This is a genomic window from Gloeobacter kilaueensis JS1, assembly GCF_000484535.1.
GTDB lineage: Bacteria > Cyanobacteriota > Cyanobacteriia > Gloeobacterales > Gloeobacteraceae > Gloeobacter > Gloeobacter kilaueensis.
Genome location: NC_022600.1, coordinates 131,036 through 150,256 on the forward strand (window position 1 = coordinate 131,036; position 19,221 = coordinate 150,256).

At 60.8% G+C, this 19,221-nt stretch carries 16 protein-coding genes; 9 read left to right on the forward strand and 7 right to left on the reverse strand.

The genetic code is table 11. From position 1 onward, the window contains the following. Window positions 1-8: 8 nt before the first annotated feature. Together GKIL_RS22035 and GKIL_RS00565 are read left to right on the forward strand one after the other, a co-directional pair. Window positions 9-503, forward strand: coding sequence for a hypothetical protein (locus tag GKIL_RS22035; RefSeq protein ID WP_023171359.1), 495 nt, complete (start codon window positions 9-11; stop codon window positions 501-503). Window positions 504-756: 253 nt separating this feature from the next. Then, a complete protein-coding gene (locus GKIL_RS00565) occupies window positions 757-5,118 on the forward strand; it encodes a hypothetical protein (RefSeq protein WP_144080284.1) in 4,362 nt (1,453 codons plus the stop codon). 55 nt (window positions 5,119-5,173) lie between these two features. On the opposite strand, the gene GKIL_RS00570 is transcribed toward GKIL_RS00565, so the two are convergent. Both GKIL_RS00570 and GKIL_RS00575 read right to left on the reverse strand, forming a co-directional pair. Continuing rightward, window positions 5,174-6,301 (reverse strand): CO2 hydration protein, encoded by a 1,128-nt coding sequence (locus GKIL_RS00570; protein WP_023171361.1) that lies wholly within the window; start codon window positions 6,299-6,301, stop codon window positions 5,174-5,176. Between the two features lie 176 nt (window positions 6,302-6,477). Further along, window positions 6,478-7,137, reverse strand: a complete 660-nt coding sequence (locus GKIL_RS00575; protein ID WP_023171363.1) for a DedA family protein — start codon at window positions 7,135-7,137, stop codon at window positions 6,478-6,480. Between the two features lie 214 nt (window positions 7,138-7,351). Here GKIL_RS00575 and GKIL_RS00580 point away from each other — a divergent pair, with 214 nt between their 5' ends. From GKIL_RS00580 to GKIL_RS00590, 3 genes are all read left to right on the forward strand, one after another. Further along, a complete protein-coding gene (locus GKIL_RS00580) occupies window positions 7,352-7,789 on the forward strand; it encodes a MerR family transcriptional regulator (RefSeq protein ID WP_023171364.1) in 438 nt (145 codons plus the stop codon). Then, window positions 7,786-8,586 carry a bifunctional hydroxymethylpyrimidine kinase/phosphomethylpyrimidine kinase gene (gene thiD / locus GKIL_RS00585; protein ID WP_023171365.1) on the forward strand — a complete coding sequence of 267 codons (801 nt, stop codon included), beginning with the start codon at window positions 7,786-7,788 and terminating at the stop codon, window positions 8,584-8,586. Before GKIL_RS00580 ends, thiD begins: the two co-directional genes overlap by 4 nt. 96 nt (window positions 8,587-8,682) lie before the next feature. Further along, window positions 8,683-8,946, forward strand: coding sequence for a hypothetical protein (locus GKIL_RS00590; RefSeq protein WP_245595887.1), 264 nt, complete (start codon window positions 8,683-8,685; stop codon window positions 8,944-8,946). 74 nt (window positions 8,947-9,020) lie between these two features. On the opposite strand, the gene GKIL_RS00595 is transcribed toward GKIL_RS00590, so the two are convergent. From GKIL_RS00595 to GKIL_RS00610, 4 genes are all read right to left on the reverse strand, one after another. Further along, window positions 9,021-9,878, reverse strand: coding sequence for a hypothetical protein (locus tag GKIL_RS00595; RefSeq protein ID WP_023171368.1), 858 nt, complete (start codon window positions 9,876-9,878; stop codon window positions 9,021-9,023). Window positions 9,879-9,930: 52 nt separating this feature from the next. After that, window positions 9,931-10,536: a DUF1517 domain-containing protein gene (locus GKIL_RS00600; RefSeq protein WP_041243630.1), complete on the reverse strand. Its 606-nt coding sequence runs from the start codon at window positions 10,534-10,536 to the stop codon at window positions 9,931-9,933. 589 nt (window positions 10,537-11,125) lie between these two features. Further along, a complete protein-coding gene (locus GKIL_RS22040; RefSeq protein ID WP_023171375.1) occupies window positions 11,126-11,548 on the reverse strand; it encodes a hypothetical protein in 423 nt (140 codons plus the stop codon). 38 nt (window positions 11,549-11,586) lie between these two features. Beyond that, window positions 11,587-11,940, reverse strand: a complete 354-nt coding sequence (locus GKIL_RS00610) for a GFA family protein (protein ID WP_023171377.1) — start codon at window positions 11,938-11,940, stop codon at window positions 11,587-11,589. 162 nt (window positions 11,941-12,102) lie between these two features. Here GKIL_RS00610 and GKIL_RS00615 point away from each other — a divergent pair, with 162 nt between their 5' ends. The 4 genes from GKIL_RS00615 to GKIL_RS00630 are packed head-to-tail and all read left to right on the forward strand — an operon-like array spanning window position 12,103 to window position 18,301. Beyond that, window positions 12,103-13,410: an FAD-binding oxidoreductase gene (locus tag GKIL_RS00615; RefSeq protein WP_023171378.1), complete on the forward strand. Its 1,308-nt coding sequence runs from the start codon at window positions 12,103-12,105 to the stop codon at window positions 13,408-13,410. Next, complete coding sequence (locus tag GKIL_RS00620; RefSeq protein WP_023171379.1) at window positions 13,410-14,768, forward strand: (Fe-S)-binding protein; 1,359 nt, start codon at window positions 13,410-13,412, stop codon at window positions 14,766-14,768. The genes GKIL_RS00615 and GKIL_RS00620 overlap by 1 nt, the downstream gene beginning before the upstream one ends. Continuing rightward, the gene (locus tag GKIL_RS00625; protein WP_023171380.1) at window positions 14,768-16,984 is read left to right on the forward strand and encodes a phosphoketolase family protein; all 2,217 of its coding nucleotides are present in this window, start codon (window positions 14,768-14,770) and stop codon (window positions 16,982-16,984) included. The genes GKIL_RS00620 and GKIL_RS00625 overlap by 1 nt, the downstream gene beginning before the upstream one ends. 3 nt (window positions 16,985-16,987) lie before the next feature. Continuing rightward, window positions 16,988-18,301: a four-carbon acid sugar kinase family protein gene (locus GKIL_RS00630; RefSeq protein WP_023171381.1), complete on the forward strand. Its 1,314-nt coding sequence runs from the start codon at window positions 16,988-16,990 to the stop codon at window positions 18,299-18,301. Between the two features lie 7 nt (window positions 18,302-18,308). Here GKIL_RS00630 and GKIL_RS00635 read toward each other — a convergent pair whose 3' ends face one another. After that, window positions 18,309-18,944: a Uma2 family endonuclease gene (locus GKIL_RS00635; protein WP_023171382.1), complete on the reverse strand. Its 636-nt coding sequence runs from the start codon at window positions 18,942-18,944 to the stop codon at window positions 18,309-18,311. Window positions 18,945-19,221 lie beyond the last annotated feature (277 nt).

The window sequence follows — 19,221 nt, forward strand, 5'->3', positions numbered from 1 at the left end:
GAGGTTTTGTGGAGACCGGCCTTTACATCGTTCGGCAGGCTGCAGACCAGCTCATCATCGATCAAAAACAACTGGGTCCGCCGATCCTTTCGCGCATCGTCTGGGCGATCGCCTGTGTCATCCTGCCTCTATTTGTTCTGTACTCCGGCTTGCGTCGGGGAAATATCGGTGCCTTTCTAATCGCTGCCTTCGTCTTTGTCGCTTTCAGCGCGATTGTCTGGTTTCTTTTTCCCCAACAAAGCTGGACGTTTGACAGGCGCGCGAACCGATTCACCTATGTGCGCGGACTGGGGCCGATCCCGTTTAGCTCGTCTTTCCCATTAAATGAAATTGAACGATACGAAATCAAGCGCTCCAACAGCGAAGGCTCCGAGTACTACGCGCCCTCGATCAAGCTGCGCAGCGGCAGGCAGTTCACTCTGGGAGCAGGTTCCAATGAACCGGGCGAACGGGACGCAGAACAAATCGGTGTTCTCGTTCGGCCTTTTTTGAAAGGTCAGTAGTCGCCTGCCATACCGACTTCGATATTCCTGCCTCAATAAACTTCTTCTACCTTTACACCGGCAATCCTCCATCCATAGAAGGGGCGAGGCGACGCTGCTATCTGAGTGCTCCAGGCTCCCTACACAGCGCAGTCGTTCCCAAAGCTGATTGATTATTCCTGTCCAATTCGAGCACCCGCTCCCACGCAGCGCAGTTTATTTTGGTCCAGCGTAAACGCAGGCTACCCATTTGACGACGGAGAGAAAGACAATCATGAGTGGTCAACCAGGACAACCAACAGGCTCGCCGACCGCACCGCCCACCAATACGCCAACTCCCTCGCCCACAGCGACGAATACTCCTGCACCTTCACCGACAGCGACGAATACTCCTGCTCCACAGCCGACGAGCACGCCTGCTACAAATCCTGGCAACCCACCTGCGAATCCCGCACATCAAGGCGGTGGGCATCAGACAACCTTCGGCGAGTGGGAATCGACGGCCAAGGATGTTGCGACAGCCGGTAAGGCGGCGGCAGTCGGGATGGACTCCTGGATCAAGACCGACGCAGCCGTGCTGGAGGCAAACAAGCAGGATTTTTATTCTCCTGGCCGTACCACTCCCAACACCGACCGGGTGACAAAAGAAAATTTCGATACGCCGAACGCCGCCGGTAGTCCTACGGTCAAGAACATGACCAACCGCATCAAAGGCGGAGCGGCTGCTCTCGATGGCGTCCAGCAGATCTTCAAAGGCGTCGATGATCTTGAGAGCGGCAAATATGTCAAAGCTGGTCAGGATGGGGCAAATCTGGCAAGCGACATCGCCAATCTCGGTGGATATAACCCCCTGACGGGTTCGGAGACCAAATCCTGGACTGGAACGGCTGGTCTGTTTAGAGCCGCTGGTGGTGGTATCGGACTTTTCAACGACATTACCGATCAAAAATCACCAGAAGCCAAAAGAGATCTAAGCATTGCCGCCGACGGTCTCGACATTGCTGCCGGTACCACCAAGGCGCTTGAGAAATTCGGAGCCAGTCCACTGTTGGGCGGGGCTGCAAGCGATCTATTTGGTGGCTTAGCTGGCATTGCTTCCAACACCGCCAAACTCTTCGATCCCAACGCCACCACCCAGGACAAGGGAGCAGCCGTTTTCGGCGATGTCGTCTCCCTTGGCCAGACCGCCGAGGGCATCAAGCGCGGCACGGCTTTTATCGGCAAACCGACGACACCACCCGGCGGCACGAGCGCCCCTGGAACTACTCCCAGCACTCCAGGCGGCACCAGCACCAGTGTCCAATCCGGCGCGAACACGAGCGTTCAATCTGGTGCCAACACCAGCGTTCAGTCTGGATCGAACACAACAATTCAATCCGGCACTGATCCCAATGCCTCTGTTCCGGATCCGAACGCCTCAGCTCCAGATCCCAATGCTTCTGCAAATCCGGATCCGAATGCTTCTGCAAATCCTGACCCGGACGCTTCGGCCAATCCCGATCCAGACGCTTCTGCCAATCAAGCAACGGCGGAAGAAGAAGCGCAACAAATTGCCGAGGAAGAGACACAACCTCTGAATGAGCAGGAAGCGCAACAAATCGCTGAAGAGGAGACACAACCTCTGACAGAAGAAGAAGCCCAACAGTTAGCTGAAGAAGAAACGCAACCTCTAACAGAAGAGCAGGCGCAACAAATTGCTGAAGAGGAGACTCAGCCTCTAACAGAAGAAGAAGCCCAACAGTTAGCTGAAGAAGAAGCTCAGCAAATTGCCGAGGAAGAAGGTCAAACAATTACCGGCGAGGAAGAGACTCAACCTCTCACCGAAGAGCAGGCGCAACAAATTGCAGAGGAAGAAACGCAACCTTTAACCGAAGAACAGGCGCAGCAGATTGCCGAAGAGGAAACCCAGCCTTTAACCGAAGAACAGGCGCAGCAGATTGTAGAGGAAGAGCCGCAACCGCTGACGGAAGAACAGCCCCAACAAATTGCCAGCGAAGAAACCCAGCCGATCACCAGTGAGGAGCCCCAGACTGTTCCAGAAGGGGAAGTCGAGCCAATCACCGCTGAAGCCGAGGTGCCGCCTACTGAACCGTCTCCGGTAGCAGAAGAACCGCCGGTAAACGAGTTCGTGCCATCCGAGGCAGCCGCTCCTGAGACGGTCGTTCCCGAGGCAGTTGCGCCAGAAGTGGCAGAGAGTACCGAGGAGGCCGCGTCCATTATCGATTCGGCGATTCCGGGTACTGAGACGGCGAGTTCCGAAACGGCTGAGACGGTTGCTTCTAGTACTGCAAGGACAGTCGCACCAGAGCTGGCAGAAACTGCTGCCGTTGACGCTGTTGCACCGGGACTGGCAGAGGCCGCTGCCGTTGACACCGTTGCGCCAGGTCTGGTCGAAGCTGCTGCTCCTGGCGTTGTGGATGCAGTGGCACCAGGTCTGGTCGAAGCTGCCGCGCCCGGTCTGGTGGAAGCCGCTGCTCCTGGCCTGGCTGAAGCAGTTGTGCCGGGTCTGGTCGAAGCAGCGATTCCGGAAGCGGTCGAAGCTGGAGGTGTGCTGGCCGCTGAGGGTGGACTGTTAGCAGCGGAAGGGGCGAGCGGCCCGCCCGGCTGGGTAGCGGCTGCCGCCACAGCCGCTTACATGGGCGCTGACGCTCTTTCCGGTGGCAAGGTAAGTGAGGCGATCGGCGATACTGCCGTCGGTATCGGCAAGGGCGCGGTCGATGTCGGCTCAGCAGCAGTCGAGGCCGGTAAGGATGTTGCAGGCGGTGTCCACGATGCCGCCGTCGATGGTGTCCACGACGCTGCCAAGGGCGGAACTGAGATCTGGAGCGGCATCCAGAACGCGGACCTGGGCCAGATCGGCGAGGGTCTGGGCGATCTCGGTTCGGGTGCTCTCAAGGTGGGCGAAGACATCACAGGCGCGCTGGGAGATGCGGGCGACGCTCTACTCTCCGGCGGTGAACAGGCGCTGAGTGACATCGGCGATGGCCTGGGCAAAGCTGGCGAGGCGCTCAGCGAAGGCTGGCAGAACGCCGAGGAAAATGTCGGCAAGGCAGCGGATTGGGTCGGTGACACAGCCAACTTTGTCATCGAACACCCCGAGGAAGCTTTTGACAATACGGTCAACGCCCTGGGCGATGCCGGTGAAGCCGTTGCTGACTTTGCCGGTGATGCCTGGAATGCGACGACCGATTTCGTCGGCAACGCCATCGAGCACCCCGAGGAGACCCTCCAGAATGCTGAGCAGGCGGTAGAAGGTGCTGTCGATACGGTCGGTGACTTTGCCGGCAATGCCGTCGATGCAGTCGGTGATTTTGCCGGGAACGCCCTGAATTCAGCCGGGGACTTCTTTGGTGGTCTGTTCAACGATGCGAAGGAGGCTGCCAGCGATTTCGCGAGCGACATCGGCGACGCGGCCAGTCAGGGAGCGGCTGAGGCCAATCAGCAAAACAACGCCTCCAGCGACGACTCAGGCGGCGGTTCCTTCCTGGATGGCGTCGGCGGCTTCTTGGGCGGCATCGGCGACGGTGTTTCCTCGCTCTTTGGCGGCGATGACAGTAGCTCCGACGATCAGCAACAACAGCCGACGACAGACGATGGGCAGAGCGACGGTGACGGTGGCTTCTTCAGCGACATCGGCAACAGCATCTCCTCGCTGTTCGGTGGTGACGATGAGAACGCTTCGACCGACCCACAACCGACGGACGGCGACACGGCGCTCGGTATCGAAGGTGCGGCTGAATTCCAGGACAACGGCGACACCACAGCCGACGCTGACGCCGATGGCAGTGACACAAGCGGCATCGGTGACTTTTTTAGCAACGTCGGCGATGACGCTTCATCGCTATTTAACGGGGATGACAGCAGCGGCGAAGGGGATGCCGACGGTGGCATCGCCGATGCCGCTCAGGCAATTGGTGATTTTGCCGGCGATATGCTGGGCGATGTCTCGTCGCTCTTTGGTGGCGATGAGAGTACCGACGGCGATGGCCAGGACGATGCCGCTGCCGGCGTCGATCCTGAGAACTACACCGAGATGCAGGCCGCCGGTCTGATGTCGGATTCGGAGTGGGCCGATGCGATGCTCGACGACGCCCGCGAGGCGATGGGCATGGATCCATCGGACGCCGACAGTGGGGCGGGAGCCGACAATTATCCCGCAGACGACGACAGCAACATCGGTGATCCGGGCACTATCGCCGAGATGGGCGACATGGACGGCGAGACGGGCTTCCTCGCCGACGATGCCGGAGCGGGCGAAGATTCCGGGTACCTTCCTGGGGATGATGCTGGTTCTGAGCTGGATGACGAATCGCTTGGCGACGGTGGAGCGAGTGCTTTCACCGACGACTTTGATGGCGATGGCGGCATCTACGCTGACTCTGCCATTGCGGACGATGCCACAGTTGACGACGATTCGGTTTCGGGCTTTACGAGCAGCGACGACGATTCGAGTGTCTACGACGACTCGGCTGTTGCCGATAATTCCGCCGTATACGACGACTCGGCTGTTGCGGATGATTCTGCCCCGTCTGGGGACTACAGCAGCGATGAAGCGCCTGTGGAGGAGTCTGAGCCTGAGCCTGAACCAGAGCCCGAACCCCAGGAGGACGAGGGCGCTGACAGCTACGAAGAGTAGCTGAAACGTTCCTTCTAAACTGAGTAGCCCGGTAGTCAACCCTATCGGGCTGCTCTTATGGCTCGATTTCGGCGAGTTTGGTCGGGACGATGCGCTGCGCCCAGGTGTCGAAGTAGGCCCGGCGCAATTCGGCGGATTCTGGGCCACCGGCAGAAAGGGGTGCCAGAGCCAGAACGGCGGCGTTGGTGACGCAGAACATCGACTTTTGAAAAGTCTTGTTCATGTCGATGTTGATCGCCTCCCGGCTGCGGGTATCCTCCCGGTAGTGCCGCCTGAGAAAGTCCGGCAAGAAGCGGTGGAGATCCTGCATCAAAAGCATCGGCGTGACACCGGCAGCACCCACCCTGAGCGGATCGGCGTAGAGCACACCGTAGCTGAATGCGTCGCGCTCCGCCGGAATCTGGGCGGCGTCGGAGGTATAGGAGACGGTGCCCCGGAAAGGTATAGCCCGAAAAAAGACGATCTCGACGTAGGGAACGGCAGCTTCACTCACCCAGCGCAGCTCCGCCTCAGCCGGGATTAGCTCGTAGGTTTTACCGTCGATCGGCACTGAATAGGTGAGGGGCTGATCAGCCGCCTTGCCCAGACCGTTGGCGATGTGGGTGACGACATCGGGGATCGACTGAATCTGGCCCTGGTCGTAGCGCTCGGCAAGCGAGAGAAATATCGAACTCATCACCCGCCAGAACTGGCCGAGGATGTGGTAATAGCACAACTTGCGCACCTGCTCTGGCAGAGTAATCGGAAACACTTTGTGCAGCGCCAGGGCAGCCGGGTTGTTGTGGAACTTTGCTCGAATTGCCCGCTCGGCCCGCCCGCCAAATTCTGGCCCCTGGAGGTAATCGTTGAGCTTCTGGTTGCCGTGCCAGTAGAGGGTGCGGGCACAGTACTCGGCGTACTCATAATTCAGGCGGTGGTGCAGACTGTGATCGACCAGCTTCTTGAAGGTCACTTTGCCGTTGAAGTACTTAAAAGGCGAGAGCGAAACCAGAAACTGGTGCTCGGCTATATATATCAAATTGCGCGAGTAGCCATCGAGGACGATGCCGTAGCTACCGAGGATACCGACGACTTCGAGCAGATTGTCGTCGCTATGGGATAGCAGTCCTCCTGCTTCCAGGCGCTGGCTCAGCAGCTGCTTGAGCGCCGCCAGGGAGAGGTTGGCAAAAGAGAGATTTTCCACGGGTAATCATAAGTGAGGACAGGGGCACGCACTGCGCGAAGCAGATGTACCGGGAAGGCATATGTTATGGGTGTGGTTCTATAAAAAGATTGGGCTGACTCTATAAGATCTAGTCGCCCCACCTCGATCCTGTCCAGTTGTTGTCAGATCCAGAGGCAGCAGCGTCGGGGCGGGTCTTATTTGGAGGCAGTCGTCTGTTCGGTCTTGGCTCTGGCAGCGGCGCGCTTCTCGGAGCGCTCGTCCATAAAGTGGCGGACGGTGCCAAAAAGCACGATCGCCACCACCAGCAGGATGAGCCCCCAGATACCGAGCTTTTCGACGTATTCGAGCACGACATTGCCGAAGAGATAGGCGGCGGTGCCGATCGCCGAAGCCCAGGCAATCGCCCCCAGGCTGTTGAAGAGGACGAACTTGGGCCAGGGCATCCGGGTCATCCCGGCGAGGGGGCCGGCGAGGATGCGCAGCAGCACGATGAAGCGACCGACAAACACCGCCCAGGCACTGTTTTTTAAGAACGCTGCCTCGGCGCGGTCAAATTTTTCTTGGGTGAGGCCAAAGCGGCGACCGAACCTGAGCACCAGATCGCGGCCAAAGCGCCGACCGATAAAGTAACCCATGTTGTCGCCCAGCACCGCGCCGCCGATGGCTGAGAGCAGCACCAGCGGAAAGGAGAGCGAACCACTCGCAGCAAACACCCCCGCCAGGATGAGCGTCGTCTCGCCCGGCAGGGGAATACCTGCGTTTTCTAAGAAGATGATTCCTGCGATCAGCAGATAGCTCAGCGGGCCGCTCGTCTCTAAAAACTGCTGAATGAACTGCGCCAGGTGCTCGCTCATCGTGTCTATCGGTTGGAAAAGAAGTCTGCCGTCGTTCGTCGCACTTCCCTCATCTTACATGGGGCAGGCGCGCTCAACGTAGAATTTCTCCTTCTAGACTCAAGACAATTAAGCCGACAGGTTGTGCGATTGGCGATGGCACTGTTTGTTGCGCTAGTTGTTTGCGAAAAACTTATACTGGACGGGGAGCGGTAGAGTTAAGAAGCGACGAAAGATGAGTTCGATGGACATTCGCAAGAAGGGTTACCGCATCGGGGAGTTGGCGCACCTGGCAAAGGTCAATCCACGCACGATCGACTTTTACACCCGCGAGGGGCTGCTCGACCCACTCGATCGCGACGATGCCCACCAGCACCGTTACTACTCGACAGCCGCCCTCGATCGGCTGTTGCTCATCAAGCATCTGCGGGGGCGGCACATGAGCCTGGCGGAGATCCGCGAGCACCTCAAAGGTATGCAGCAGCCCGAGCAGCGCGAGGTGATCCAGACGCTGCAATCGCTCTGCCAGCAGATCGATAGCCTCCACGATCAGCTCGAGGACGTGATGCCGATTGCGGCGCGCTCGGACCGCGAGTTGCTGATGGGTATGACCGTCGAAGCGATGCAGAAGGTGGCTACCCTGACGGCGGTGCTCACGACGCTTTTGACGTGAGCATCCCCCGCGCCCTCACGATCGCCGGTTCCGATTCAGGTGGTGGGGCGGGCATCCAGGCGGACCTGCGCACCTTCGCCTTCCACTGCGTTCACGGCATGTCGGCCCTCACCTGCGTCACCGCCCAGAACACCCTGGGAGTGCAGGGAGTGGTGCCCCTCGAAGCCGATTTCGTCGCCCTGCAGATCGAATCGGTACTGGGCGATATCGGCGTCGATAGCGTCAAGACCGGGATGCTCTTTGACGCGCCGATCATCCGCCGGGTAGCTCAACTGGCAGCCCAGTTGCCGCTGCCAAATCTGGTGGTCGATCCGGTGATGGTCTCGCGCACCGGTGCCCGGCTACTGGCCGATGAGGCAGTAGCTGCCCTGCGCGACAGCCTTTTGCCCCTCGCTACCATCGTCACGCCCAACCTGCACGAGGCGCGGATCCTGAGCGGTCTCACCATCGAGACGATCGAGGATATGGCCGCTGCTGCCCAGCGCATTGCAGCCCTCGGAGCGCGCTATGTTCTTGTCAAAGGCGGAGCCCTAGGAGTGGGACGCGGCAGCGATGTCTTTTATGACGGCAAACAGACAGTTGTGCTGGCGACGGAGACCGTCGATACACCCCACACCCACGGCACCGGCTGCACCCTCGCCGCTGCCATCGCAGCCCAGCTTGCCCTGGGGGAGCCTTTGCCCACTGCCGTCCGTCTGGCAAAAAATTACGTCACCCGCGCCCTGCACCACAGCCTCGCCATCGGCGGCGGCCAGGGTCCGGTGGGCCATTTCTGGCCTCTCATCGGGGCGAAATAGGATAATCAAAGCATCGCCACCGGAGCCCGCCGAATCGAAGAGCGCTTGAACAGAGCCGAGTTGCGACTCGATTAACACGGGGAGTTGATCGCGGAGTTGCGCGCTTCGCAACTTGCCACAGCTCAGGCCGTGCAGGTGACAAACCAGAATCTCGATCGGCTGACCAGTATCAGCGGTCGGTTCATCACCGTTGTCTCCGATGCAATCGCCGAATTTCGGGCGACGACGAACTGGCTCGATCGAGCGATCGAAGAACTGCGTGTCTCAAACGAAGAGTCACGCGCTTCCAATCGTCGCCAGGAAGCAATCAACGACTACCTCCTGCGCCAGGAGCGACGCGACAACGACGACGAAAGCTGAACAGCAACGCGATCAAAAAAAGCCGCGCCCGGAGAGAGACGCGGCCTGCCCACGCAGTTATCGAAAAGTGATCGCTAGCGCCTGCGGCCAAAGCTCCGCGAGCGGCTACTGCCAAAGCCACTACCGCTGGAGGAGCGGGAGCGGTTGTAGCTCGAACCGCTCGACGGATCGGAGGAGCGCAGCGTGCTGCCGCCGAAGCCCGAACCGCTCGAGCGCGTGCTATTCGAGCCCACCGGCTGACGGGTGCTCGAAGAACCGAAGCCGCTGGTAGAGCGGAAGCTGCGGCTATTGCGCTCGGCTGCCGGCAGGGAGCCCGTGCGCTGCTGGTAGCTCGTCACCGCCTGGTTGTAGGTGCTGCCGAAGCCGCCATAACCCACCAGCCCGCCGGGACTGTAGACCGGCGGCACGTAGTAGCGGGGGGCAAAAAGGGCATTGCCGATCGCCGCTCCTGCCAGTGAGGCGGCGAAGGGCGTCCAGAAGCTCGATTCCTGGCGGACGACCACCGTCTGCTGCTCGCCGGTCTGGGGATTGGTCTGAGTCTGGGCAACGTTGCGGACGTACTCGATCTTGGCATCGGGGGTCAGATAAAGGGCCGGGTTGCCGCCTTCGACCTTGAGATAGCTTTTTTTGCCAGCCTTTACGTCGTCGTCGGTGAGCCGGGCGAGGGGCAGTTGGGCGGTGCGCAGGCTGGAGGGACTGCCGGGCGGCGTATTGAGAAGCAGCAAAGTGTACTCGCCGTTGGCGTCGTTGTAAGAAGCTTGCTGGAGGGGATACTGACCGTCAGGCAGGCGGGATTGCTCGCTGCGCTCAGCTGCGCTCTGGCGGTTGCCCGCCTCGCGGGAAGTGCTGTCGCTGCAGGCGACGGTGGTCACAGTAAGAGTGACAGCCATCAGGACGGCCAGGCTCTTGCGGAGAGAAAATCGCGTTTGCATCGGTTCTTTGGTGCGGATGAAGTGAAAGGAAAGTAGAACAGGCCAGCCGCCTTTAGATCGGCACCAGCTCTGGAAAGTTGACCAGGAGCTGATCGGGGGTGAGTTCGTCGCCCAGTTGGGCGGGCGAAAAATGAACCTGGATCGCCCGCAGCCTGTTGCCGTAGTGCAGGTTGATGAGCGCCTGCAGACCTTTTGAGAGCGCCTCGGCGCTGGTGAGGTCGGTCTCAAGCTCGGCAGACTCGCCCTCGTAGGCGACAGTGATCATCACCACCAGATTGCGGGTCGCCTTGAGGGTCAGGGGCTGGTCGGCTCCAGGCGGGCCAGTCTGCAGATCCGGTCCACTTAGATAGCGGCGGGCCGAGTCGGTGAACATGGCATTAAAAGCGTCGCTCGCCTGGCCCTCGTCCCAGAGCACATCGCCCTCGTTGGCCGCCGAGCGCCAGTAGCTGTCGTACTGCAGCAGCGCCTGGACAACATTCACCAGGCTGTTGCCCAGTACTTCGATGTCGCCATCGGAGGCGACGACCCGGCGGCCTTCCTGATTGAGGACGCCCAAAAGCGGGGCCACATCTTCACCGGCCAGATGGATGAACAGGCGGCAGACCACGAAGCGGGTCCGGCCAGCCATACGGTTGAGTCGATCGCGCCAGGAGGTCACGGTCCAACCAGAAAACCTACACCTTCATGTTAGTTAATAGACAGTGCAGCGGCAATGCCCCAGAGGCAGCAATCAGGACAACCGGGGTGAACAAGAGTAAGTGGCACAGTTTCTGTTCGGGCTATGTTACCTCGGCTCACAGCTGAGCCACTTCACACCCGCTGCACTGATCTCAAGGACTGTGTGGCTCTGAATAGGCTCCCAGGGTCTGACCGAGGTATCACACTCGACGATTACATACTGCCTACCGCAGGTTCGCCAACTGGTGCAAGGGGCACGATTAGGCGGTTCGTTCCACGGCAAACAGGAGCGGCGTTGTAACTCTGCGAGAGCCTCATCGAAGGAAGCAAATCTTCCTGCTTGCGTCTCGGCGTGATTGTCATCTTCGATGATGAACATAGCAATTGGAGCCAGTTGTAAACTGGCTGGCATCTATGAACAGCATACGGTCTTTGGGAAACTTCTCACTGAATCGGAACTTCATTTATGGAACGAGGAGCCTGTGCATTACGGATTATCGACGTCTGAGAGACCGTCTGTGAAGACATTCTTAAGCGAGAGTCAAATCAGAACTCTGAGCTATTCTCCCTTAATCCTCGTCTTCTACCCAGAGACAACCCGCTTTCGAGTTTCCAAGAACGAGAATGCCGGTGTCGAAGGTCGCGCTGGTCGCTGGATTCCAGCCGTTACTTGAACTGTCTATGTCGTAATCGCCATTGGTGAAATACTGTACATGTTCTTTGTCAAAATGATTCAGGAAATTTTCTGCCAGTGCCTGGGCTCTGGCCTCTGACATGATTTTTGCATCGTAGGCCAGATCGCGGTGGAGGATGCGCTTCGCCACGGCCAGTGCCTGGGCTCTATTGATGAGTCGATAGATGTCAGGTGTGGAAATCAATCCGAATCTGGCAGCCAATTCACCGACAGTGATGGCGTCCGATTCCAGGATGCCGCAGTGGACCACTCCGCAGTCACGGGCGGAACTGATCTGATCGCAGATGCTGCTTTTCACCGTTCAGCCACCGCTTTCTCGTTGTTGCTCAAAGACAGTCAGTCGATATATCGTTCGGTGTTTGCACCATCGAGGTGCCGGACGCGGGCCTGCGCCACAATTTCAGGTGCCATGAGCCGGGCATTGATGCCCATCCGGTTGCGCCCCGGATCGACCGGTGCCCAGTGGGAGACACAGCCACAGGTGCGGCAGCGATGGAACGCGATGGACCGGTCGTCCCACATATAGATGTCGGTAAGCGCTCCTGCCTGAAGGCGCACCTGATCCGGTGTGTAGTAGGCCCAGAGCACACCGTAGCGGCGACAGATCGAGCAGTTGCATTCGGTGATCTCGGTGGGGGGAGAGTCGATCTCCAGGCGGAGGGAGCCGCAATGACAGGCAGCCACGATCATCGCTCGTCCTTTCACACAGTCTTGCCGGAAACTCTATTGTCCGATTTTTACCGGCAGACAGGGCAATCCCGAATATCCGGTAGGGTGCTGCCCACCGTAAAATGAGCGGTGTTACCCGGCGACCAGTTGTGGCCCACTGCTGTCGCCAGGAAGGAAAATACGATGATCCGCACTGCTTCCTCCATCTCCAACGAACTGCGCTCGTTTCTCGAAGCGGAGCAGGTCGTGGTCTTTGAGGATCTCGGTGCGCTGTGGCAACAGAAGTTGAGGTGCGCGGTAGAAGAGCCGGGTGCGATTGGCTGCGTCGTCTATCCGGCCAGCGAGGCAGAACTGGCGGAGGTGGTGGCCTGTGCGGCCCGCAACCGCTGGCGGATGTTGCCTGCAGGCCACAGCAGCAAGCTTGGTTGGGCCCATCCGGCCTCGGAGCTGGATCTGGTGGTGAGCACGGCGCGGCTGAATGGGTTGATCGAGCATTCGAGCGGCGATCTGACGGCGACGGCCCAGGCGGGGATTGCTTTTGGGCAACTGCAGACCGAACTGGCGCGAGCAGGACAGTTTCTGCCCCTCGATCCGGCCTACGGCGAGGAGGCTACCCTGGGAGGGATCCTGGCCACTGCCGATGCCGGGGCGCTGCGCCACCGCTACGGCAGTCTCAGGGATCTGTGCCTGGGGGTCCGCTTCGTGCGCGCCGACGGGCAGGTGGCAAAGGCGGGGGGGCGCGTGGTCAAGAATGTCGCCGGTTACGACCTGATGAAACTGCTGGGCGGCTCCTTCGGCACGCTGGGGATCGTAAGTGAAATTACCGTGCGCCTCTATCCATTGCCCCAGGCGACAGGTACGGTGATCCTCGCTGGAACGCCAGATTGGCTGCAGCAGAGAGCCCAGAACCTCCTCGCCTCGCACCTGACGCCCATCGCCGTCGAATTTCTCTCGCCGCGCTGGGCAAGGCGACTGGAAGTGTCAAAAGAAGCGGCTCTGCTGGTGCGCTTCGGCGGCTCGACTGCCGGGGTGGCCGAGCAGATGGGGCAACTGGTGGGCGGTACTGTTTATCAGCCCGATGCGCCGCTCTGGGAGCGCCTGCAGGCGTTGCCCTGGGAGGATTTTAGCCGGGTTGTCTGTAAAGTTGGTGTGCTTGCGGCCCAGGTGAGTACGGCAATCGCAGGCTTCGAGGCGATTGGCGAGGAGCGGGGGCTTGCGGTGTCCAGCCGGTTTGCGGCGGGGAGTGGCCACGGCTTTTTGCGCTTCGAGCCGGCTGCAGTCGAGTCTCTGGTAGAGGCGATCAGGGCGGCGCGGGCGCTCTGCCAGGAGCATCGCGGTTTTTTGACGATTCTTGAAGCTGAGAGTACATTGAAGCGCCAGTGCGATACCTGGGGTTTTACAGGTAGTGCGCTGCCCTTGATGGGCCGGATCAAGCGCCAGTTCGATCCAGAGGGCTTGCTCAGCCCGCACCGCTTCGTTGGAGGTCTTTGATGGACGCGCCAGCACCCGTGCCACCGGCAGCCAGTCCCTTCGACAGCGATCACCCGCCCGATCCGAAGCTGATCGACGAGTGCGTTCACTGCGGTTTCTGCCTCGCCAACTGCCCGAGTTACCGGGTGATCGGCAAAGAAATGGATTCGCCCCGAGGCCGGATCTACCTGATGGACGGGCTGAACGAAGGGCAGATCCCGCTTTCGGAGGCGACGGTCAGCCACTTCGACTCGTGCCTGGGCTGCCTCGCCTGTGTGACCACCTGCCCATCCGGCGTCAAGTACGACCGGCTGATCGCCGCCACCCGGCCCCAGATCGAAAGGCACTATCCGCGCCGGGCAGGCGATCGCCTCTTTCGCGCCTTGATCTTTAATCTGTTGCCGTATCCGAACCGGCTGCGGCCCCTGCTGGTGCCGCTGCTCGCTTACCAAAAATCGGGCCTCCGGCGGCTGGTGCGCCGGACGAAGCTACTGGATAAATTCTCCCCCCAGCTTGCGAGCATGGAGGCGATCCTGCCCGACATTCCGGCAGATGCTCTGCGCAGCAGTCTTCCCGCCCATCTGGCCGCCCAGGGCAAACAGCGCTACCGGGTGGGCATGATCACAGGCTGCGTCCAGCGGCTTTTTTTCGATCGCGTCAACCAGGCGACGGCGCGGGTATTGAGCGCCAACGGCTGTGAAGTAATTATCCCTGCCGAGCAAGGCTGCTGCGCTGCGCTACCCGAGCACCAGGGCCAGCGCTCCCAGGCCCAGACGATGGCCCGCGCCCTGATCGACAGTTTCGAGAAAACCGGGGTCGATTACATCGTCGTCAATGCCGCCGGTTGCGGGCATACCCTCAAGGAGTACGGCCACATCCTGGCGGACGATCCCCAATATCGCGAGCGGGCAAAGGCGTTCGCAGCAAAAGTGCGGGACGTGCAGGAATTTTTAGAAGCGGTGGGCCTCACTGCTATCCTGCAACCGCTGGCGGATGTGCCCCTGCCGGTCGTCTACCAGGACGCCTGTCACCTGCTGCACGGCCAGCGCATCAGCCTTCAGCCGCGCCGGTTGCTGCAGCGCATTCCTGGCCTGCAGTTGCGCGAGCCGGTCGATGCCGCCCTCTGCTGCGGCAGCGCCGGAGTCTACAACCTTCTGCAACCGGAGGTGGCCGAAGAGTTGGGCCGCCAGAAAGTCGCCAATCTGCTCGCTACCGGGGCGCGGCTGATCGCTTCGCCCAATCCCGGTTGTACGCTGCAGATCAACAAGTACCTGCAACTGCAGGGCCAGTCCATTTCTGTCTGGCACCCGATGGAGCTGTTGGATTTTGCAATCCGTGGGGTGCGTCTACCTCTGCCCGCATCGACTGGAGACACCTGATGACCGTATCTGTTGAAGCTGCCGTATCGAGCCTGCCCACTTTTTTGGAGGGCATCCAGTACTTTGGCGAGCCCCTGCCCCACTTCGAGAGCCTGGGCCAGAGCCCGGCAATTGCAGCCGGTAGCCGAGCTATCGCCGATCCCACCGACCCGGCAGCGGTCTACCAGACGCTGCTTGCCGCCGACGCCCTGCGCTATCTGACGCTGCAGGTGACGGCGAGCAAGGCGAGCGGCCATCCCGGCGGCTTCGCTTCGAGCGTCGAAGCCTACGCTTCGCTGGTGATGCTGGGCCACAAGAACATCCCGACCGAAGTCGGCCACCACGCGCCGGGATTTTATAGCGCCATGTTCCTCGATCGCTCGCTGGAGGCGATGGGCATCTTGACGGTCGAACAGTTGCGCGAGCGCTTCCGCGAGCAGCACGGTCTTCTGGGTCATCTGTCGGGCTTTATTCCGGGCATCCTCGCCCCGGCGGGCCCTCTGGGCCAGGGGCAGCACTTTGCGATGGCCGCCGCCCTGCTCCATCCGGGCACGCTCTTTCCGGTGACGATCGGCGACGGTGGCCTGGGCGAACCCTACGTGCTGAGCAGCATCGGCCACTTTCACACCGCCTTTCCTGCGGTGACGAACTTTTTGCCGGTGCTGGTCTGGAACGGCTTCAGCCAGGAGCACCACTCGATGGTCTCGACTTTCACCAACGAGCAGATGATCCGCTACTGGCAGGCGAACGGCTTCGACCAGGTGATCCTCATCGACGCCAAAGATTTTGATGCCGCCGGTCAGAGCGGTGCCTACGCCGACAGTACCCGCTTCCGCTTCGATCAGCGCCTCGCTTTTACTGCTGCTGTGCTGGCGGCGGCGGATCGAGCGGCAAAAGCAGCCCTGGGGGGCGAATTGACCGTGCTCATCCTCAAGCAGCTCAAGGGAGCGGGGGTCCATGCGCGGGGAGCCAAGTCCCACAACCTCTACGCCCAGCACACCCTCGAAAATCCCGAGATCGTCTCGGCCCTGCAGGAGCGGGCGCTGCCGGTCGCCGCCTGGCAGACGGTGCGCACCAACTTCGAGCGGGCCGGGGGTGGCCCGGCAGCGCGGGTGGCCGTCACCGAATCGGTGCTGCCGCTTGCCAATCTGGGCACCCTGCCGGTAGAAGACCATGCTCTGGGCAGCAAAGTGGTGGCGACGACGGCGATCGGAGCCCTGGTCGCCCACGCTGGAGCCGCCGATCGCCGCTACCTGGTGAGCAACGCCGACGGCAACGAAGCTTCCGGCATCGCCAACATCAATAGCGCCCTCAAGATCATCCATCCCACCCCGGACCCGCTCTACAACCAGGCTCCCGATGGTCAGGTCTACGAACCGCTTTCAGAAGATGCCTGCGCCGGTCTGGCGGCGGCCCTGGCTTTGATGGGCAGCCGCAGCCTCTGGTGCTCCTACGAGTCCTTTGCCATCAACGGCTTACCCATCTGGCAGACGGTCACCCAGGCGATGGCCGAACTGCGCCGCCCGACGCCCTCGACTCTGGCGCTCTTTACTGCCGGGGCACTGGAGCAGGGCCGCAACGGCTGGACCCACCAGCGCCCCGAAATCGAGAACTACTACGCCGCCTTGATGCGCAACGGCAACGTGTTTGTGCTCTTCCCGACCGATGCCAACGTCGCCCAGGCCGCCTACGAGTGGGCGCTCACCACCCGCAACAAGGGCATCGCGATTATCGCAAGCAAGTCGCCCCTGCCGGTGCGCACCACCCTTGCCCAGGCCCGTCAGGCTCTGGCGGACGGTGCGATTGCCCTTGCAGGCGACGAGAATCCAACCGTCGTCTTTGCTGTCGCCGGGGATATGGCCCTGGTGCCCGTCTTCGAGGCGGCCCAGCAACTGGCAGAGCTGGACATCCGCTCGCGCATCGTCTCGGTGGTCAATCCCCGCCGCCTCTACAGGCCGACGGACGTGGCCTGGGAAAGTTGCTCCGAGCCGGACGGCGAGTTTCTCGACGACGCTAACTTCGAGCGCCTCTTCGGCGGTGAAGTGCTCATCGCCGTCACCGGCGGGGCGAGCGGCGTGCTCGAACCTGTGCTGCTGCGTACCCGCGCCCCCCGGCGGGAAGTCTTTGCCTGGAAGCGGGGCGAGACGACCGCCAGTCCGGCCCAGCTTTTTGCCTTCAATGGCCTGAGCGCTGCTGCCCTGGTCGAGCGGGCCCGGACGCTCATCGAGGAAAGCTAGCCAATGCCCACGAAGATAATCGTCCTCGACGACGATCCGACCGGTTCTCAGACGGTCCATAGCTGTCTGCTGCTTTTGCGCTGGGATGTCGAGACCCTGCGCATCGGTCTGGCCGACGCTTCGCCCATCGTGTTTATTCTCACCAATACTCGAGCCCTCGCTCCCGAGGCGGCGGCAGGTACCCTCCGCGAAGTTTGCGACAACCTCAAAGTCGCCCTGGCGGAGCAAAGTCTCACCGACTACCTGATTGTGAGCCGCTCCGATTCGACCCTGCGCGGCCACTATCCGCTTGAGACCGACATTGTCGCCGAGCGGCTCGGTCCCTTCGACGCTCACTTTCTGGTACCGGCCTTCTTCGAGGGCGGACGCACCACCCGCGACAGCGTGCATTACCTGAACGATGTCCCCGTCCACCGGACCGAATTTGCCCGCGACTCGGTCTTTGGCTACGAGCACTCCTACCTGCCGGACTACGTAGCCGAGAAGACCGGTGGGCGCACCCCGGCGATGGCGGTCGAGCGCATTGTGCTCGCCGATATTCGGGGGGATGGGCTTTTAGACCGGCTTGTTGCCCTCAAGGACAACCGGACCGTCGTCGTGGACGGCGAAAAGCAGTCCGACTTCGATCGCTTTGCGGCGGCCATCCTCAACGCTGCCCACCGGGGCAAGCGCTTCTTGTTTCGCAGCGCTGCGAGCATCCTCACTTCCCTCGCTGCCCTGCCCCCCCAGCCGGTGCCCGCCGAGGCGATGGCATCCTGCGTCCGGGAGGGCCGTCCGGGAGCGGTGATCGTGGGTTCCCACGTCCGCAAGAGCACCGAGCAATTAGAAAAGCTGCTCCAGGAGCCGGGTGTGGCCGGGGTGCCGGTTGCCGTCGAGCAACTTTTGCACGCCGACACTGCAGGCGAAAAACTGTGTGCTGAGGCGAGTGCTGCCGCCGCTGTCGCCCACTTAGAAGGCAAGACCCCGGTTATCTACACCAGCCGCACCGAACTCACCTTTGCCGATGCCCAGGCGCGGCTGCACTTCGGCGAAGCGGTTTCAAAACTGTTGATGGCGATCGAGCGCCGCCTGCCCGAGTCGATCGGTTTTCTCATCAGCAAAGGCGGCATCACTTCCAACGACACTTTGAGCGAGGGGCTGAACCTGCGCACCGCCCGCTTATTGGGCCAGATTCTGGCGGGGGTCTCCGTGGTTCTCACCCCCGCCGATCATCCGCGCTTCCCCGAATTGCCCGTGGTTCTTTTTCCGGGCAACGTCGGTGACGCCGACGCCCTGGCCACGGTCTATCGCCGTTTGAGCAACCCACCGGCGCTCTGAAATCTCTTCAGCGGCTGTGCTCGACGATGTACTGCATCGCCGCCGCATCGCCCGCCGCCTGGCCCTGCCGGAGCGCTTCACCCAGTAGTGCTGAATCTAAACCTGTCAGGATGCGGGAACTGGCAATAGGCTGCAATCCGCTATTGCCTTCTACTGGACCAAACACAAAGACCTGCACCGCCTGGGTGTCCACCACCCAGTACTCGCCCACGCCAATCTCCGCGTACAGATCCCGCTTGCTCGTCAGATCGTCCTCTAATGTCGTCGCTGCCACTTCGATCACAAGGGCCGGGGGCAGAACCGTTTCGAGGTCGATCGGGCGATTGGAGCGGGCCGGTAAATTGACCGTCTCACCGACGTAATAGGCCAGATCCGGCTGGGCTTCGAGCTGTCCGGTTTTCTGGAAAGTTGCGTTTACCAGAGTGCGAAAGCGCACCCCGCGACTGAAGAACCAGGCCGTGACGATGTGATCGATCAGGCCATTGTCTTCGGCATGGGCGCGACCAACAGGAGACATTTCCGCTCGCATCCAGCCGCGACGATAGTACAGTTTTGAGCGCTCGAAGGCTGCTGTTTCCCCCAACTTCGCGAAGGACTGCCAGTCAACCCGCTCCCAGGGTGGAGCGCTGATAGAGGGTGTCATGCTGGGCACCGCCTGCGCTTTGTACGACTCACTCCAGAATAGTTCACCTTCCCCTGCAAGGGAGAGGCCATCTACTACTTTAGATAGATCTTTCTTGAAAGTTTTTTACAAAACTAAAGCCAGAAGTTGAGCGATCGTTATAATTCATGCCTGACGGGGGGAAGCAGTATGAAAACTAGCGATGCCAGGGGCTACTTTGTCGGCAGCTTCTCTGCTTGTGGGACTATCTATATTGGTACTATCCCGGCTGCTCTGCGGAAGCTTCTGGTCATTAGAG

Excerpts from the sequence above, each read along its gene's own strand:
- GKIL_RS00565 (WP_144080284.1), top strand. The coding sequence starts at position 757 with ATGAGTGGTCAACCAGGACAACCAACAGGCTCGCCGACCGCACCGCCC.
- GKIL_RS00575 (WP_023171363.1), bottom strand. The coding sequence starts at position 7,137 with ATGAGCGAGCACCTGGCGCAGTTCATTCAGCAGTTTTTAGAGACGAGC.
- GKIL_RS00580 (WP_023171364.1), top strand. The coding sequence starts at position 7,352 with ATGAGTTCGATGGACATTCGCAAGAAGGGTTACCGCATCGGGGAGTTG.
- GKIL_RS00595 (WP_023171368.1), bottom strand. The coding sequence starts at position 9,878 with ATGCAAACGCGATTTTCTCTCCGCAAGAGCCTGGCCGTCCTGATGGCT.
- GKIL_RS00610 (WP_023171377.1), bottom strand. The coding sequence starts at position 11,940 with ATGATCGTGGCTGCCTGTCATTGCGGCTCCCTCCGCCTGGAGATCGAC.
- GKIL_RS00615 (WP_023171378.1), top strand. The coding sequence starts at position 12,103 with ATGATCCGCACTGCTTCCTCCATCTCCAACGAACTGCGCTCGTTTCTC.
- GKIL_RS00620 (WP_023171379.1), top strand. The coding sequence starts at position 13,410 with ATGGACGCGCCAGCACCCGTGCCACCGGCAGCCAGTCCCTTCGACAGC.
- GKIL_RS00625 (WP_023171380.1), top strand. The coding sequence starts at position 14,768 with ATGACCGTATCTGTTGAAGCTGCCGTATCGAGCCTGCCCACTTTTTTG.
- GKIL_RS00630 (WP_023171381.1), top strand. The coding sequence starts at position 16,988 with ATGCCCACGAAGATAATCGTCCTCGACGACGATCCGACCGGTTCTCAG.
- GKIL_RS00635 (WP_023171382.1), bottom strand. The coding sequence starts at position 18,944 with ATGACACCCTCTATCAGCGCTCCACCCTGGGAGCGGGTTGACTGGCAG.